19 protein-coding genes are annotated in these 16,234 nt (G+C 69.7%); 13 read left to right on the top strand and 6 right to left on the bottom strand.

The genetic code is table 11. The features are described 5' to 3' along the window. Positions 1-8: 8 nt before the first annotated feature. Positions 9-209, bottom strand: a complete 201-nt coding sequence (gene thiS / locus FJV41_RS15660) for a sulfur carrier protein ThiS (RefSeq protein ID WP_141643287.1) — start codon at positions 207-209, stop codon at positions 9-11. Positions 210-329: 120 nt separating this feature from the next. Between thiS and FJV41_RS15655 the strand changes: the two genes are divergently transcribed. From FJV41_RS15655 to FJV41_RS15615, 9 genes are all read left to right on the top strand, one after another. Beyond that, a complete protein-coding gene (locus FJV41_RS15655) occupies positions 330-719 on the top strand; it encodes a hypothetical protein (RefSeq protein WP_246137225.1) in 390 nt (129 codons plus the stop codon). Positions 720-730: 11 nt separating this feature from the next. Continuing rightward, positions 731-1,264, top strand: a complete 534-nt coding sequence (locus tag FJV41_RS15650; RefSeq protein ID WP_141643285.1) for a hypothetical protein — start codon at positions 731-733, stop codon at positions 1,262-1,264. Between the two features lie 69 nt (positions 1,265-1,333). Beyond that, positions 1,334-1,924: a hypothetical protein gene (locus FJV41_RS15645; RefSeq protein ID WP_141643284.1), complete on the top strand. Its 591-nt coding sequence runs from the start codon at positions 1,334-1,336 to the stop codon at positions 1,922-1,924. A 249-nt stretch (positions 1,925-2,173) separates the two neighbouring features. After that, a complete protein-coding gene (locus tag FJV41_RS15640) occupies positions 2,174-2,767 on the top strand; it encodes a hypothetical protein (protein WP_141643283.1) in 594 nt (197 codons plus the stop codon). 205 nt (positions 2,768-2,972) lie between these two features. Next, the gene (locus tag FJV41_RS15635; protein ID WP_141643282.1) at positions 2,973-4,106 is read left to right on the top strand and encodes a serine/threonine-protein kinase; all 1,134 of its coding nucleotides are present in this window, start codon (positions 2,973-2,975) and stop codon (positions 4,104-4,106) included. Between the two features lie 84 nt (positions 4,107-4,190). Continuing rightward, complete coding sequence (locus FJV41_RS15630; RefSeq protein WP_141643281.1) at positions 4,191-5,195, top strand: dipeptidase; 1,005 nt, start codon at positions 4,191-4,193, stop codon at positions 5,193-5,195. A gap of 37 nt (positions 5,196-5,232) precedes the next feature. Further along, complete coding sequence (locus tag FJV41_RS15625; RefSeq protein WP_141643280.1) at positions 5,233-5,616, top strand: hypothetical protein; 384 nt, start codon at positions 5,233-5,235, stop codon at positions 5,614-5,616. A gap of 173 nt (positions 5,617-5,789) precedes the next feature. Next, positions 5,790-7,292 (top strand): hypothetical protein, encoded by a 1,503-nt coding sequence (locus FJV41_RS15620; RefSeq protein ID WP_246137224.1) that lies wholly within the window; start codon positions 5,790-5,792, stop codon positions 7,290-7,292. Continuing rightward, positions 7,289-8,464, top strand: a complete 1,176-nt coding sequence (locus FJV41_RS15615) for an ARPP-2 domain-containing protein (RefSeq protein ID WP_141643279.1) — start codon at positions 7,289-7,291, stop codon at positions 8,462-8,464. The genes FJV41_RS15620 and FJV41_RS15615 overlap by 4 nt, the downstream gene beginning before the upstream one ends. A gap of 7 nt (positions 8,465-8,471) precedes the next feature. Here FJV41_RS15615 and FJV41_RS15610 read toward each other — a convergent pair whose 3' ends face one another. Both FJV41_RS15610 and corA read right to left on the bottom strand, forming a co-directional pair. Next, positions 8,472-9,254: an alpha/beta fold hydrolase gene (locus FJV41_RS15610; RefSeq protein ID WP_141643278.1), complete on the bottom strand. Its 783-nt coding sequence runs from the start codon at positions 9,252-9,254 to the stop codon at positions 8,472-8,474. Between the two features lie 18 nt (positions 9,255-9,272). Further along, on the bottom strand, positions 9,273-10,214 hold the full coding sequence (corA, locus tag FJV41_RS15605) for a magnesium/cobalt transporter CorA (protein ID WP_141643277.1): 942 nt from the start codon (positions 10,212-10,214) through the stop codon (positions 9,273-9,275). Between the two features lie 80 nt (positions 10,215-10,294). Between corA and FJV41_RS15600 the strand changes: the two genes are divergently transcribed. From FJV41_RS15600 to FJV41_RS15590, 3 genes are read left to right on the top strand one after another with little or no spacing between them, the layout of a single operon-like run. Further along, the gene (locus tag FJV41_RS15600) at positions 10,295-11,464 is read left to right on the top strand and encodes a hypothetical protein (RefSeq protein ID WP_141643276.1); all 1,170 of its coding nucleotides are present in this window, start codon (positions 10,295-10,297) and stop codon (positions 11,462-11,464) included. After that, the gene (locus FJV41_RS15595) at positions 11,464-12,285 is read left to right on the top strand and encodes an HAD-IIB family hydrolase (RefSeq protein ID WP_174468193.1); all 822 of its coding nucleotides are present in this window, start codon (positions 11,464-11,466) and stop codon (positions 12,283-12,285) included. Before FJV41_RS15600 ends, FJV41_RS15595 begins: the two co-directional genes overlap by 1 nt. A 4-nt stretch (positions 12,286-12,289) precedes the next feature. Further along, the gene (locus FJV41_RS15590) at positions 12,290-13,486 is read left to right on the top strand and encodes a class I SAM-dependent rRNA methyltransferase (protein WP_141643274.1); all 1,197 of its coding nucleotides are present in this window, start codon (positions 12,290-12,292) and stop codon (positions 13,484-13,486) included. Positions 13,487-13,544: 58 nt separating this feature from the next. Here FJV41_RS15590 and FJV41_RS15585 read toward each other — a convergent pair whose 3' ends face one another. From FJV41_RS15585 to FJV41_RS15575, 3 genes are all read right to left on the bottom strand, one after another. Continuing rightward, positions 13,545-13,967: a hypothetical protein gene (locus FJV41_RS15585; protein WP_141643315.1), complete on the bottom strand. Its 423-nt coding sequence runs from the start codon at positions 13,965-13,967 to the stop codon at positions 13,545-13,547. An 85-nt stretch (positions 13,968-14,052) separates the two neighbouring features. After that, a complete protein-coding gene (locus FJV41_RS15580) occupies positions 14,053-14,484 on the bottom strand; it encodes a hypothetical protein (protein ID WP_141643273.1) in 432 nt (143 codons plus the stop codon). A gap of 33 nt (positions 14,485-14,517) precedes the next feature. Continuing rightward, positions 14,518-15,459, bottom strand: a complete 942-nt coding sequence (locus FJV41_RS15575; protein ID WP_141643272.1) for a hypothetical protein — start codon at positions 15,457-15,459, stop codon at positions 14,518-14,520. A 283-nt stretch (positions 15,460-15,742) separates the two neighbouring features. On the opposite strand from FJV41_RS15575, the gene sglT reads away from it, so the two are divergent. After that, on the top strand, positions 15,743-16,234 hold a 492-nt coding region (gene sglT, locus FJV41_RS15570; RefSeq protein WP_141643271.1), incomplete at its 3' end, for a type IV pili motility protein SglT.

Below are 16,234 nucleotides of genomic sequence, written 5' to 3'. Positions count from 1 at the left end.
TCTCCTCGCTACCCGCCGCCGACAAAGGTGACGATCTCCACGCGGTCCCCGGGCTGGAGGTGGTGCTCGGGGTGGCGGGCGCGGCGCACCACCTCGGCGTTCACCTCCACGGCCACGCCCGGACCGCCGACTCGCAGCGATTCCAGCAGCGCCGAGAGGGTGGTGGCCTCCGGCACCTCGCGTGTTTCTCCGTTGACCCAGACCTGCACGGCGTCACGGCTCCTTGCGATGGGGACCCGGGGACGCACTACAGGGGGGCATACCGTGCTGTCAACGCACACTCCGGCAGTACGTTCGCCACCGTCACCGGTATACTCGACGTCATGCTCATGGCTCCCAGCAGGCTTCTCTCCATCGCGCTCGTCGTCGCGCTCGGGCTGCCCCTCACCGCGCTCGCGGACGAGCCCGTTGCCACGCTGGACGCCCCGGTCCGCGCGCCCACGCCGGTGCTCCACGGCCACCGGTATGCCTTCGTCGCCGGAGGCGTGCTCGCGCTGGGAGGATTGGGGCTGGGCTTCTTCGCGCAGGGCGAGGCGAAGCGCGCGCAGGGCCTCTCGTCGGCCCGGGATGCACGGGAGACGATGGACCGGGCCCGCTCGGCCTCCACCGCGGCGAACGTGATGTACGCCGCCGCGGGCGCCGCGGTGCTGTACGGTCTGGTGCTGGAGCTGCTGCCCGACGAGGCCGCCGACACGGCGAGCCTCACCTACCACTTCTGAACGAGCCCCCCGTGGCCCTCCGCTCTCCTGTCCCCCTCCTGGCCTGCGGCGCCGTGCTCGCCGTCGTGGCCTGCTCCCTCAACGTCGACGACCTCGCCGGCAAGGCCTGCACGGACAACTCCGAGTGCCCCACGGCCTATGCCTGTACGGCCCTGGGCGCCGACGGCCAGCGCACGTGCGAGGTCATCTACCCGCCGCACTACACGGAGGCCGACGGTGGCGCGGACGCGGGGCCGGTGCCCACGTACTGCAAGGACGTCGAGCCCATCCTCGCCGCCACCTGCGTCAGCACCTGCCATGGCGCGGACACCAGCGGAAGCAGTCAGACGTCGTTCCGGCTGGACTACTACGAGCCGACCGGCAACGGCGTGCCCGGCGCGAGGGCCAAGGCGCTGCGCATCCGCGTGCGCGCGTCGGACCTGAAGGACATGCCTCCCACGGGCAGCCCTCAACCCACCACGGAAGAGCGCGCGTTGATTGCGCGCTGGGTCGCGGGGGGCGCGCCTCTCTGCGACAGCACGGGCACCAACGACGCCGGGCCCTGAAGTCCCCGCCGTACCTCCTCGCTTTCAGGTTCCAGGTTCCAGGTTTCAGGTTCCATGACGAGCCCCATCATGAAGAAACTCCTCGCGAGCGCGGCCGGCGTGGTCGCGTTCACCGTGGCCTGCACCATCGACGTGGCGGACTTCACCGGCAAGACGTGCGAGACGGCCAGCGACTGTCCCGACACGCACGTCTGCGTCGCGGTGCGACAGGGACAGGGCCGCACGTGTGAAGTGCTCGGCCTGCCTGGTATTCCCGACGCGGGGGAGGTCGACGCGGGGCCGGTGCCCACGTACTGCGACGACGTGCAGCCCATCCTCGCCGCCAGCTGCGTGAGCACGTGCCACGGCGCGGACACCAGCGGAAGCAACCAGACCTCGTTCCGGCTGGACTACTACGCGCCTCCGGATGGCGGTGGCGCGGACGGCGGAGGACTTCCGGGGGCTTTCGCGAAGGCCGCGCGAATTCGCGCCCGCACGTCCGTGTTCCAGGACATGCCGCCTTCGCCCACCACCGTCACGCTGCCCACCGCCGAGCAGCGGGCCATCGTCGCCCGGTGGGTGGAGGGTGGAGCGCCCTTCTGCGACGCGGGCACGGGTGAGCCGGATGGCGGAGCCGCCGACGGTGGCCGCGCGGATGGCGGAGTCGACGCGGGGCCGTGAGCGGTGTGATTGCGCGTGAGGGAATGAAGGGTGCCTGCCTGGGCACCTTCGTTCCTCGCACGCGGTCGTGACGGGGATTGTTCCCATGGAGAGCGGCCGGGCGACCGGGGCCTCCGTGCGCGGATCGACGCCCCTGTGTCTTCCAAACGCGCCGCGCAACCCCTGTGCAAGTGCGAGAGGAGCGCTCACTTTCTGCCCAACACCGGGAGACATGCTCTCCCGACAGCCTACCGAAAGGGGCAGGACGATATGCGCAAGCTCATGATGGCGGTCGGTGCGATTGCGGCTCTGGCGATGGTTTCCGGTTGCAGCAAGCGGGACAACGTCGCTGAACAGCGCCAGGACGTCGCGGAGGCGCAGACGGAGGCTCGCCAAGAGACGGCGGAGATCCGTCAGGACGAACAGAAGGACATCGCGGACACGCAGCGCAACGCACAGGAAGACATCGCGGAGACGCAGCGCGAGGCGAACCAGGACATCGCCAGCGCGCAGAACGACGTCCGCGACGAGCAGGGGGACCTGGCCGAGGCGCAGCGGGACTTGAATGAGGACGTGGCCACGGGCGGCTCCGGCGCCGCGGGGGCCACCATGGCCGCGACCAGCGTCCAGGGCCGCGTGCTCTCCACGAGCGGTGACTCGCTCACCGTGGTGGACACCACCAACAACCGGCAGCTCAAGCTGAAGACGAACGACCAGAGCCGCATCCTCCAGAACAACCGCGCCGTGAAGGTGAAGGACATCAAGGAGGGTGACCAGGTCCGCGCCTCGTACGTGCTGGACGGCAAGGACATGGTGGTCCGCGAGCTGAGCGTCACCCAGGCCGTGACGCCGACGAACCAGTAACGCAGCACAAGCGGGCGGTCCGCCTCCTCGCGGATGGCCCCGGGACGGCTCCCACTCCGGTGGGGGCCGTTCCCTTTTTTCCCTGAATCCATTCCGAGGGGTTGGAAGGGTGTGTCGGACCTGGGTGGTAGGAGGGACGCGTGGGGTTTCCTCACGCCTTCCCAACCCTGGGGAGGACCTTCATACCCGGGAGCAGTCATTCGAAATGGGCACCCACCACCCTGCACAACCCCCTGCCAGACCCTTCATCCTCTTCACCGCCGGGGCCACGGCCTACGAACTCATCCGGTACCTGGGCGCGCGCGGCTCGGGAGAGCTGCTCATCGCGCGCAGGCACTACCTGGACACGCCGGGAGACCTGGTGCTCATCAAACGCTTGCAGGACGCGGGAGACGAGCTGGGGCGCGCGCGGCTTCGCGAGGAGGTCAAACTGCTGATGCGCTTGTCCCATCCGGCCATCGCCCAGGTGTTCCTGGTGCGGGTGCATGACGGGCTGCCCCACCTCGTCATGGAGTACGTGGAGGGGCACAGCCTGGAGACGCTGGTCAGCTTCGCGGCGCTGCGGCGCCGGCCGCTCTCGGAAGCCTTCGCCGCCTACGTGGGCGCGGAGATCGCGGACGCGCTCCACCACGCGCACACGCTGGAGGATGATCGCGGCCGGCCGCTGGGGCTCGTCCACCGCGACGTCAGTCCCCGGACGCTGCGCCTGGACGTGCGGGGCCACGTGAAGCTGGCGGACTTCGCCCTGGCGTGGGCCCGGCTGCCGGGGCGCGTGGCCACCGAGGCCCACCTTGTCCGGGGAGACCTGGCCTATGCGTCGCCGGAGGCCCTGCTGCGCCGGCCGCTGGACGGGCGCTCCGACCTGTTCTCCCTGGGCGTGGTGCTGCTGGAGCTGCTCACCGGGTTGCACCTGCTGGACCTGGAAGCCGTGGAGCGCGCGGCGCTTGCGTCCGGCCCGCTTCCGGACGCGGAGCTGCTCCAGGCGGAGAACCCCAGCTGGCTTTCCGCGCCCATGATGGCGGCGCGCATGGCGTGCTTCGCGCCGGAGCACGTCGAACACGCCACGCGCACCCTGTCCTCACCGCTGCGAGCCATCCTCGCGCGGCTCTTGCGCCGCGAGCCGGAGGAGCGCTTCCAGACGGCATTGGAGCTGCGGGACTCGCTGCGCGCGGTGCTGGGTGGACGGGGCTACGCGTATGGGCCCTCGGAGGCCGCGCGCGAGGCGACCCAGGTCCGTCAGGATGCCCGTTCCCGGAGGCGCACGGCGGATGTGCTGTCCTCGGATGAGGCGCTGCCCACGGGGTCGGGGCGCGGCGGCGCCTCCATGGCCGGGACGTGAGCGGGGCGGGCGCGGTGTTCAGGGGATGCACGCGGTGGGATGGGTGCTTGTCTGGCGCGCGCGGACAGGCAGACTGATGCGCCTATGGGCGACGTGAACGAACTCCACCAGCGCTGGTGCATCGCGGACGGACACGCGGACTCCCTCATGTGGAACCGGGACTTGTGCACGCGCTCGGACGAGGGGCACGTGGACTTTCCCCGGCTGCGGGAGGCGGGGGTGAAGCTCCAGTGCTTCACCATCGTCACCCGGGGCTTTCCCTTCATCGGTGGCTTCCCGGTGTTCGCCGCGTGGCGCGGCTGGCCCCGGGAAGCACGCGCGAGCGAGTGGACGCGGGCCTTGTGGCAGATAGAGCGCATGGAGGAGTTCTGCCGTCGCTCCGAGGACGCGGCGCGAATCACCACCACGCCCGCGATTCTGGAGGACAACCTCGCCCGGGGGCGGCTGTCCGCGGTGCTGGGGGTGGAGGGGGGACATGCGATTGAAGGCAAGGTGGAGCGACTGGCGGAGCTGCACCGCCGGGGCGTGCGCTTCATGGGGCTCACCCACCTGTCCAACAATGACCTGGGGGGCTCTTCCTTCCCGATGATGGGCAACCGGGGGCTCACCTCCCTGGGGCAGGAAGTGATGGAGGAGATGGCGCGGCTGGGGTTGAGCGTGGACGTGGCTCACGCCTCGGAGCGCACGCTGGAGAACCTCTTCACCCACCCTTCGGTCCGGTTCTTCTGCTCACACACGGGCGTGCGGGCGGCGGGGGGAGGGTGGCGCAACCTGAGTGACGCCTCCTTGCGCTTCATCGCGGACCGGGGGGGCGTGGTGGGAATCATCTTCGCCCCCGTCTATCTGGGAGGCGACGCGGTGGATGACGTGGTCCGCCATATCGAACACGCGGTGGACGTCATGGGCGAGGAAGGCGTGGGTCTGGGTTCGGATTACGACGGAATGGTGCCGCTGCCACGGGGGATGAAGGACGTCACCGACTTGCACCTGCTCACCACGGCACTGCTGCGCCGACATCCGGAGTCCTGGGTGGAACGAGTGATGGGAGGAAATTTCCGGCGTTTCTTCCAGACGACACTGGGTGGTTGACCGGCGGCGGTACGCTCGAAATATTGGTCGCAAGCTCATGAACCGCTCTCTCTTCGTCCTAGTGTCCGTCGTTGGTTCCCTCCTCCTTGCCGGCTGCGGTGGCGCCAGCGCGGGAGATGATTGTGACGAGGCGGGCAGCTTCGTCTGTCAGGAGAACGTCCTGGCGCTGGAATGCCGCACCGGGACGTGGCGGGAAGTTCCCTGCCGGGGTCCGCTCGGCTGCCGCGAGTCCGACGAGGCCGTGCGGTGCGACACCTCTGGCAACGTCGCGGGGGACGCGTGCTCCTCCAGCTCCGAGGGCCGGGGGCTGTGCCGACAGGATGGCAAGGCCGTGCTGGAGTGCCGCCAGGGAGTGCTGGTGGAGACGGCGACGTGCGCCACCTGTGAGGTGGACAACTCCGAGGTGACTTGCCAGCCGTGAGCCGTTGAAGGCGAGCGTCAGGAGTCTTCACTGGGGGACGTGTGGTAGCTTCGGAGCGCCGCTCGCGGGACTCCGATGCGACTTCCGATTCAAGCCTTTGGAGCCTGACACGCTGGTCGTTTCACTTTTCCCCGAGCGGCGCTCCTCTCTCCCATCTGGAGGAAGTGCGCGCGATGGCCCTGGCCGCCGAAGTCCGCATCGAACAGGTCGCTCGCGAGGACCTGGTGATGTTCGTCAACGCGTGTTTCTCCTGCACGGGCCAGCGGGAGTTCTACGGTGACGCGCGCGGGCAGTCGGTCTCCATCGAGTTCCTGCACCAGTACATCCTCGGCAATTACCGGCGCCTCTACCGGCGCACGCTCGCCGCGGGCATCAACCACTTCAATCAGGCGCAGATCATCCTCAACCTGCTCGCCGTCGGCAGTCCGGCGGACGCGGCGGAGCGGCGGGAGGAGGGTGCGCTCATCGCCGCCGCCCTGCGGGGCCTGCCGTCGCAGCGGGCCTACCGGGTGCTGGAGTCCCTGCGCTCGCGGCACATCAACAACCGCAGGACTCGCGCCATCGTCCGTGAGTACCTGTCGGGGCGCTCCAGCCTGCCGTTCGACGCGGTGAAGTACCGCGCCAAGCTGCGCGCGGCGGTGGTGCATGGCCACCTGAAGCTGGACGGCGAGCTGGGGCCGTTCCTCTTCCACGGTTGGAAGAAGCGCGTCTACACCCAGCCGTTGCTGGAGACCTTCCGCAAGGCCCACTTCGCCCAGGAGGCGCTCTACGAGCTGCCCTACACGGTGGCGGAGGGGCTGGCCCAGAAGCACGGCGTCCCCCGCGACGTGTTCCTCCAGCGAATCGAGCCCCGGCTCACCCAGGCGGAGCGGCTGCGCCTTCAGGAGTCCGCCGCGCGCGAGGGGGGCGTGGAGCCGCCGGTGGACCTGTCTCGCGCGCCGCTGACGAAGCTTGCGCTCTACGCCCTGTCGATGACGGACGAGGTCCGTGAGGCGCGCCGGGACGAGCTGCACACGGCGCTGGAGCGCGCCTCGGCGCGGGTGCTGGCGCGGGCACCGGCCTCCCTGGGCCGGGTGGCGGCGGTGCTGGACAACAGCTACTCCTCATCGGGTTCCTTGCAGAAGCGCCGGCGTCCGCTGGGGGTGGCCCTGGCGGCGCACTACCTGCTGTCCGCCTCCGCACGCGAGTACCGGGCCTTCTGGACCTGTCCCGTGGAGGAGCCGTTGCGCGTCACCGCGCGCGGGCAGACGGACCTCGCCACGCCGCTGTTGGATGCGCTGGCCTGGGGCGCGGAGCTGGTGGTCATCGTCTCCGACGGCTACGACAATGACCCGCCCAAGGCCGTGGCCGAGCTGACGCGGGTGTTCCGGGAGCGGCTGGACCCGGGGCGTCGCACGGCCCTCGTCCACGTCAATCCCGTCTTCGACGCGGAGGAGTATTCGCCGCGCTCGTTCGGAGGCGCCGTCGCCACGGTGGGCGTGCGAGACGCGGAGGACGTGCCCACGGTGCTGGGCTTCGCGCGCTTCGCGGAGGGCACCGCGTCGCTGGCGGAGCTGGAGCGTTATCTCTCCGCGCGGGTGGCGTCCTGGCTGGAGCGGGATGCTCGCCGGAACGCGAGCGTGGAGGTGGGCGTGGCACCGGGCGCGCCCGTGAGCGTGGAGGAGGGCGAGGCATGAGCGACGCGCGACTCATTCAGCGGCTGGAGCCCAAGGGCCTGAGGCTGGCTCCGTCGCAAGTCTTCGGACGCATCCGGCTGGTGCCGGTGCTGCGGGACGAGGTGAGGGGAGACCTGCGCTTCGCGCGCAGGGACTACTCGGACGCGGTCTCCGTGGTGTCGCTGGAGGGCCCGCTGACGGGGCGCGGGCTCAAGTACGTTTCCTACATTCCCCACGGCATGGTGGTGAGCTGGACGCACCGGCAGACGGAAGCCGTCTTCGGCACGCGCCTGCAGGCGCCCGAGGGCAAGCGCGTGAAGGTGGGCCCGGTCCCCGTGCGGCTGCTGCATCGGATGGTGCACCGGGAAGACCGCAACCAACTGCGCATGCTGCCCCTGCACCTGGCGATGGAGGGCTTCCTGGCCCTGCACTTCGGCGGGCCGGATATCGCCTGGGCGGAGTACTCGCGAGAGGCCCTGTCCCACGGGTTGAGTCCGCGGGTCGAAGGCGTGGTGCCCGGGTGGGCGAGCACCGCGCTGGATGGCGCGCTGCGCACGTTCGAGGTCCACGAGAAGCAGGTGGGGATGCTGCTGTTCAACGCGGACGAGCTGCTCTCCGCGTTCATCGTCGCGCACCCGGATGACTACCGCCTCCTGCACCGGACGTTGCTCGAGGACTTCTACGGGGACCTGCTGCTGCAGTACGGCTATCTCATGGAAGCTCCGGAGCTGGGGCTGTCCCTGGACGCGAAGCGGGTGTCCAGCGTGGAGGACCTGCGCGCGGAGGTGGCGCGCATGCGCGCGGACTGGGCGGCCTTCCATGGCTTCATGGCCGGCGGGCTGTTCGGCGTGGAGGTGACGTCCCGGAAGGTCTACGAGGCCGGGCCGTTCCTGCTCCAGCACTTCCACACGAGCCTGCTTCCCTCGGAGGAGAACCACCTGGGCGAGGCGATTGTGAGCCCCGACGGAACGCTGGAGTACCTCAAGACCTACCGGCTCTCGGCGGCGCAGACGCGGCGGGCGTACCTGCTGCAACGGCTCGCCACGTCCGGATGGAACCTGGACGATGCCGCGGAGGAGCTCGGCTCCACCCGACAGGACCTGGTCCTCCGTCTCCACAACGCGGGCTTCGGTTATCTGCTCAAGGACCACGTCCTGGAGGAAGCCCGGCGCTCGAAGGCGCGGGGCTCATGAGGCTCGCTCAGAGCGCCGCGAGAAACGCGTCGAGCGCCGCGTTGACCTTCTCCGGCTGCTCCTGGTTGGACAGGTGCGCGGCGCCGGGGATGACCTCCAGCTTCGCCCCGGAGATGAGGTCCACCATCTGCTTCGCCTTCTCCAGCGGGGTGATGGCGTCATGCTCACCCACCACCACCAGCGCGGGCCCGGCGTAGCGCGCCAGGATGTCCTTGGAGTCCGGACGCAGCGCCATGCCCCGCTGGGCGGCGGCGATGCCCTGGCGCGAGGCGGTGCGAATCTGCGCCTCCACCACGCGCCCCACCGGCGAATCCGGGGGCGAGGAGATGAGCTTGGGCATCAGGGCCTGGATGACGGGGTCCGCGCCCTTCTCCAGGGCCTCCTTCGCGGAGGCTTCCCGGCGGGCCTTGCCCGCGTCGTCGTCGGCGGTGCACTGCGTGTCCATCAGCACGAGCCCGGCCACCCGACCCGCGTCCTCGCGCAAGAGGGCCATGGCCGCGTAGCCGCCCATGGACACTCCGCCCACCACGGCCCGGTCGATGTTCAGTGCGTCCAACAGTCCCAGCGCGTCACTCGCGATGCGTGACATCTCGGTGGGGCCTTCACCCGGCATGCTCTGCCCGAAGCCTCGGATGTCCGGGATGATGAAGCGGTAGCGCCCGGACAGGGCCTTCACCTGGGCATCGAAGGCGTCCCCGTTGAGGGGAAAGGCGTGCAGCAGCAGGACGGCGAGGCCCTGGCCCACGTCGCGGTAGTGCAGGGAGAGTCCATCCACGGTGACGGTCTGCATGCATCCTCCGAGCAGGGCTCAGAGCCACTGCTTGTGCTTGAACCAGAAGAACAGGCCCACGGGCAGGGCGATGATCATCACCCACATGGCGATGTAGGAGCCCTGACTCGACAGGGCGTCGAAGTTCTGTCCGAAGAATCCGACGATGAACGACAGCGGCAGGAAGATGGTGGCGAAGATGGTGAGCTGCTTGGTGATGTCGTTCGTCTTGTTGGCCACCATGGACAAGTAGCCGTCCATGACGTTGCCCAGGATGTCGCGCCCGGCATCAATCTGCTCGTACAGGCGCACCAGATGGTCATACACGTCGCGGAAGTAGAGCGTGGAGCGCTCGTCGACGTGGGGGATGCCCCGCCGCGCCATCAACCCCACCACGTCCCGCTGCGGGGACAGCACCCGGCGCAGCTGCACCAGCATCCGCTTCATCTCGAAGATGCGCTGCAGCTGGGACTTCTCCGCCCGCTCGAAGATGGACACCTCCAGGTCCTCCAGCTCGTCACCGAAGGTGTCGAGGATGGGGAACTGCGCATCCACCAGCCCGTCCGCCAGCAGGTAGAGGATGAAGTCCGTGCCCCGCCCCAGCGTCGCGTTTGGATCCGCGCGGACGCGCTGCTGGACGCTGTCCAGCCCCGCGAAGGCCAGCTCGTGCACGCTGATGATCCACTCCTTGGCGAGGAAGAAGTGGTGCTCATGCAGCGTCAGCTCGCACACGTCCTTCCCGGCGGTGAAGCCCTGGAGGACGATGAAGACATGGTTCGGGTACTCCTCCAGCTTGGGCCGCTGGTCCAGGTGGAGGCAGTCCTCGACGGCCAGTCTGTGGAGTCCGAAGCGCTCGGCCAGCCGGGCCATCACCGCTTCGTCGGGGTGGAGGACGTCAATCCACTTCCGTCCCTCCTCGGCGAGCAGTTCCTCACCCCCGGTGAAGAGGGTTCCGTCCTTCATCAGACAGACCTGAATCATCCCGTAGCGCTCCCGGGCCTTGCGGCGCGGCCCCGATCCGAGTGCTAGAACTCCCCCGCGCGGAAGTCGAGCGCTAGAGTGTGCCCCCCGTGTCCGCTGACGCTGAAAACCCGCAGGCCTCCCTGACCCCGAGGCTCGAAGAAATCCTCCAGTCCCACCCCGACCGCGCCTTCGCGGGCCGGCTGCGCAAGGTGTACGCCGCCGCCGCCCAGGCCATTGGCCGGCTGAGTGACATGGACCTGGTGAAGTACGAGACGCCGGTGGTGGACTCCAGCCCGGACCTGTCGCTCTGGGAGGAGATGGCGCCCGTCATCCGAGACACGGTGATGGACGTCAACGCCCTCTTGAACGTCATCCGCGAGCAGTTCCCCGCACAGCCTTCCGCGGGCCTCGCGGACATCCTGCGCGAGGTGGGCGGGGCCCGCTTCCAGGACCCGGCCACGTTGCTCCAGGACGCCATGACGCAGCTCGCGCAGGGGATTACCCAGCTGGGCGAGGCGATGCGCAATCCGTCCGTGGTGAGCGACCGGTGGACGCTGCTGGCTGAAATCCAGAGCTTCCGGGCGCGCTTCCGCGAGCAGGTCAGCAACCTCGTCTTCGAGACGGCGAGCACCTTTGGCGAGGTGACGCGGGCGCAGGTGGTGCCCGGGCACGAGGCGGAGGTGAAGGCGGCGGTGACGGTGCGCGCCATCACCGCGGACCTGGGGCGCATCCTCACGGCGCGGCACAACAAGGTGCGCGAGGCGGAGCCCGAGGACGTGCAGTGGAACGCGCAGCAGCTCCAGACGGAGATGGACGCCTTTGGCCGCACGGCCGCGTACCGGAACCTGCGCGCGCAGGACAAGCGGCACATCGTGGAGATGCGCGCGGAGGTGGGGCGCCTGGCGATTCTCCCCAACCCCTCCCGCCAGGACCTGCTCAAGGTGGTGAGCGAGCTGGACGCGTTCGTCCGGGGCCTGTCCGCGGTGAACCAGCGCCAGGTGCTCATCATCCATGACCGCGAGGTGTGGGCCTCTTGCGGCGTGAAGCTGGAGCGGGCCCTGATGCTGTCGGACTCGGACGCGCCGGCCTCGGCCCGACTCCTGGCCGAGGCGGCTGTCAGCGCCCAGTCCCTCTACGGGCGGGCCTCCGACATGGACGCGTTCCTGCGCAAGGCGCGAAAGCAGCCCCTGGCCCAGCTCGTGGGACCGGAGCTGCGCGCGACCATCGAAGTGTTCCAGGGACTGTTGGCCCAGCTGGACGTGATGTGATGGCGGCGGCCAGCAAGGCGGTACCGCGCCCGTTGCGCGAGGCGGACCTGTCCCGTGTCGAGGGTGTCTTCACGGACGTGGATGGCACGCTGACCACCGGCCACCGGCTGCGCGCGGACACCGTGCGGGCGCTGGAGCGGCTGTCCGCTTCGGGCCTGCGCGTGGTGTTGGTGAGTGGCAGGCCGGCGGGGTGGGGTGAGGCGTGGGCGCGGCAGCTCCCGGTGGACGGCGTCATCGTGGAGAACGGTGGCCTGTTCTTCCTGCGAGGCAAGCGGGGGCTCCGCAAGGTGTACCTGGAGGCACCGGCCGAGCGAGTGGCGAACCGGCGTCGGCTCGAGAAGGAAGTCGGGCGCGTGCTGAAGCAGGTGCCCGGGGCGCGGCTGTCGGTGGACAGCGCGTACACGGAAGTGGACCTGGCCGTGGACTACAACGAGGAAGCCCGGCTGGGTGAGGCGGGGGCGTCGCGCATCGAAGCGCTGCTGCGGGCGCGCGGGGTGACGGCGGTGCGCTCGTCCGTGCATGTGAACTGCTGGCTCGGTCGCTTCGACAAGCTGAGTGCGACGCGGCGCTTCGCGCGGGTGGCGTGGGGCGAGCGTTTGGAGCCTCGGGACGGCCGTTACGTGTATGTAGGGGATTCTTTCAATGACGCCCCGATGTTCCAGGCTTTCGAGCTGGGCGTGGGCGTAGCCAACGTGCGCGCGGTGTTGGACCGCATCGACGCGCCGCCGGCTTTCATTACCCGGGCAGCCGAGGGGAAGGGGTTCGAGGAGCTGGCTCGGGCCCTCCTCGCTCGGCGGGGCCGTGGGGCTCGTGAGGAGTGACACCGTGAATGTCGTGAAGCTGGAGCTGGCGCGGGGACTGGGGCGCCACCTGCGCGCGGGACACCCGTGGGTGTTTCGCAAGGCGCTGGAGCATGTGCCGAGGATTCCCGCCGGCAGCGTGGTGGACCTGACGGAGAACGGGAAGTTCGTCGCGCGGGGGTATTACGATCCGCACTCGGCCATCGCGGTGCGGGTGCTGACGCGCGACTCGCGGGACACGGTGGACGCGGGCTTCATCACCCGCCGGGTGCGGCGCTCGCTAGCGGAGCGCCAGTCGCTCCTCGACCTGACCGACACGGACAGCTACCGCCTGATTCACGGCGAGGGGGACGGGCTGCCGGGCGTGGTGGTGGACCTCTACGCCGGCTGGGCGGTGATGAAGCTGTATTCGGCGGGCCTGACGCCGTATCGCCCGCTCATCGTCGAGGCGCTCAAGGCCGGCATCCCGGGCCTCAAGGGCATCGTCGGTCGCGATGAAGTGGCGCGGGACGACGTGGAGGAGGACGAGGGCCGGGGCTCGGGGCGCATGTTGTACGGGCAGGACGCGCCGGAGCAGATCGCCATCCGCGAGCGCGGCGTCACCTTCATGGTGGACGTGTGGCGCGGGCAGAAGACGGGGTTCTTCCTGGACCAGCGGGAGAACCGTCACCTCATCCGGCGACTGGCCAAGGGCCGGGACGTGCTCAACTGCTTCAGCTTCAGCGGCGGCTTCTCCGTCAACGCGGCGCTGGGCGGGGCGAACACCGTGTTCTCGGTGGACATCGACCCGGAAGCCATCGCCCTGGCGCGCGAGAACTTCACGCGCAACGGGCTGCCCGCGGAGAAGCATGACTTCCTCGCGGCGGACGTGTTCACGGTCATCCAGTCCTTCAAGGACGAGGGCCGCACCTTCGACATGATCATCCTGGACCCGCCGGCCTTCGCGAAGAGCCAGCGCGCGGTGCAGGCGGCCCTGGACGGGTATGCGTCCCTGAATCGGCAGGCGCTGAGCCTCTTGCGGCCGGGCGGCCTGCTGGCCACGGCGTCGTGCTCGGCGCGCGTGAGCCCGGACGACTTCATGAGCGCGGTGCGCGAAGCGGGCTTCAAGGCTGGCGTCGACCTGGCGCTCGTCGAGGAGCGCTACCAGCCGCCGGACCACCCGGTGCGGTTGCAGTTCCCCGAGGGCAAGTACCTCAAGTTCTACGTGCTCCAGGCGGTGTAGCTCCGCCGCTCAGCGGGCCCGGGATATCGCCCGGGCCCGTGCGGGGAGCGGGAGCCCGTCAGGTGCCGAAGACGTTCCGCGCCACGCGGTCCAGCACGGTGGTGCCCCAGGAGAGGCTGGCCTTCATCAGCCGCTCCATGTCCTTCGTGAACGCGGCGCCCGCGGGCATCTGCGCGTACGTCCGGCTCAGGAAGAGGCTCTTGTTCTCCTCCTCGAAGTCCACCGAGCCACCGCCGGCGTCCGTGCCGTCCTGGGCTTGCTTGCGGAAGCCGTCGATGACACCCGGCTTGGGGTCTTCCCGGAAGCGGTAGACGAGCGCGCTGCACTCCAGCACCTGCGTGTCCGCGTGGTGCTCGAAGTAGAGCTGCGCGCTGCCCACCATGGTGCCGCCCAGCCCGTTCTCGTTGAGCCCCTCGCTCATCCCGGCGCCCTGCGTCTGCAGGTACCACCGGACGAGCGCGCGCGCGGCCTCGCGAGTCATGGGCCCGCCCGGAGGGGGCGGGGGTTTGGCGAGGCCCATCGTGGCCAGCAGCCACTGGATGTGACGGGAGAACGCGAGGGCCATGTCAGCGGGACTGCGCGGGGATGACCTTCGCGGCGACGCGCTCGAACACGTCCACGCCCCACACGAGGCTCGCCGCCATCAGCTTGCTCAGCTCGGAGGCGAACACCAGGTCGATGGGGCGCGTCGTGTACGAGCGACTGAGGAAGAGGCTCTTGCTCTCCGACTCGAAGTCCACCGTGCCGCCGCCCGCGTCCGTGCCGGCCTTCTGCTCGTCGCGGAAGCCGTCGAGGACGCCGGGGCGGGGCGCGTCGCGGAAGCGGTAGATGAGGGCGCTGCACTTCAGCTCGCCCGTGTCGGCCGAGTGCTCGAAGTACAGCTGCGCCTCGCCGACAGCGGCTCCGCCGAGCCCCTTCTGATTGAGACCGGGGCTCAGGGGAACGCCCTGAGCCGCCAGGTACGCCTGCACCAGTTGAGTCGCCTCGTCTCGCGTCATGGTGGCTTATCTACCACGACTGACGGGCAGCTCTCAGAACTCGCCGGCGCGGGCCTGCTCGAAGGGCACGCGGTGGTTGAGGTACGTGTCGACCAGCGAGTGCGCGCCCGAGAACACGGTGTCCTCGGAGAAGTAGTGCACCTTCGCGTCCTTGCCCGCGTGGCGCAGCATGTCCGCGGGGCTCCAGCCCTTGCCGCCCAGGCCGAAGAGGGTGGGGACCGCGTCGCGGTTGTTGATGTAGTGCACGTAGTTGGGGCCGTCCGGGTAGGTGCAGGCGGCGGCCGCGAACGTCTCCACGTTCAGCTTGCTCATCGTCTGCTGGACCTGCTCCGGCGACATCCCGTCTTCGATGCGCAGCCGGCGCGCCACGTCCGACAGCGCGCGCGAGGTGATGAGGCCACCCTGGCTGTAGCCGACGAGGTGCACGTCCCGGCCCGCCTTCAGCTCGCCGTAGACGGCGTCGGCCAGCGTGTCGACGGCGGGGTTGGTGCCCTTGCCCAGCTTGTCCTTCACGGCCTGGAGCAGGTCGCCGACGGTGCCCTCGGTGGAGTTGTGCACGCCGATGGTGCGCATGCCCGTCTCGTCCGCGAGCGCCTGCAGCTCACGCGCCTGCTTGTCCTTCTCCGTGCGCATGCCGTTCGTGTAGATGAGCGTGGCCGTCGCGTTCGGGTTGTTCTTGGGCGTGAAGGCGGGGATGTCGCTCAGCGGCGTGCCGGGCTCGAACGTCTGGCCGCCCGCGCCCACCAGCTTGCCGTCATAGACCTTGTCCTTCGAGCCGGCCGGAGCGGTGAACACCTGCGCGGCGGCCACGGTGTTCGTCGTCTTCGCGCTGTCGAAGCCATCCACCACCGCGCCGGTGCGCTGCGCGGTCGGCTGCACCGCGGGCGTCGCCACCGTGTTCGCTTCAGACGTGCGCGCAACGGACGTCCGAGGGGTGGTGCCGACGAGGGTGCGGCCGCGCTCGATGGTGCTCATGGTGGGGGGCTCCAGCGGATAAAAAGGGGGATGGAAGAAAGAGTCCTTGCCCCATTGTCCCAGGACGCCGTCTGAAGTTGCGCACAAACGCGGTAATTCGCTCCAAACGCTGAATTCCGACGCACCGCGTCGCGGACCTTGGGCGAAGACCTGGTGCGTCATGTTCCGAGGGAAGCGCGGATCCCACGCCGGACCTGGGGCCCGCGCCCAGAGGTGGGGCGCGCCAGAATGGAGCATGTGCTGGGAGTATCGGCTCGGCGCGAGCCCTCCTAAGGTGGGTGTCATGGTCCAGAAAGGTCAGTTCCTGGAGCGCTCCACCCTGATTCCGGTGGGGGCGGTGGTGATGGAGGGCACGGCGCACCGCGGCAAGCGCGCGCCCCCGTTGTTGATCCTCCCTCCGAGGCCCGACGAGGGTGGGGGGATGGATCACGTCATCGCCGCGGAGCTCGCGTGGGCGGCGGCCAGCGCGGGCTTCCCCACGCTGCGCTTCAACCACCGGGGTGTGGGCGCGAGCCAGGGGACGCGGGGCAGGGACCTGGCGCTGCTCGAGGACGCCGAGGCGGCCATGCGGGTGTTGCTGGAGAACGCGGGGACGAGCGCGCTGGCGGTGGCGGCGCTCCACGGGGGGGCCCAGGTGGCCCTGGCGCTCCAGGCGCGGTTCCCGTCGGTGGGAGGGCTGTGCCTCGTCGCGCCGGCGGATGTGGACGCCTCGGTGCTGGCCCGGGTGACGTGCCCGCTGCTGGTGGTGCAGGGGGAGGAGGACGGGCGGATGCCC

It is taken from the genome of Myxococcus llanfairpwllgwyngyllgogerychwyrndrobwllllantysiliogogogochensis, from assembly GCF_006636215.1.
GTDB classification, from domain to species: Bacteria; Myxococcota; Myxococcia; order Myxococcales; family Myxococcaceae; genus Myxococcus; species Myxococcus llanfairpwllgwyngyllgogerychwyrndrobwllllantysiliogogogochensis.
This window is presented reverse-complemented; position numbering and strand designations above follow the sequence as displayed.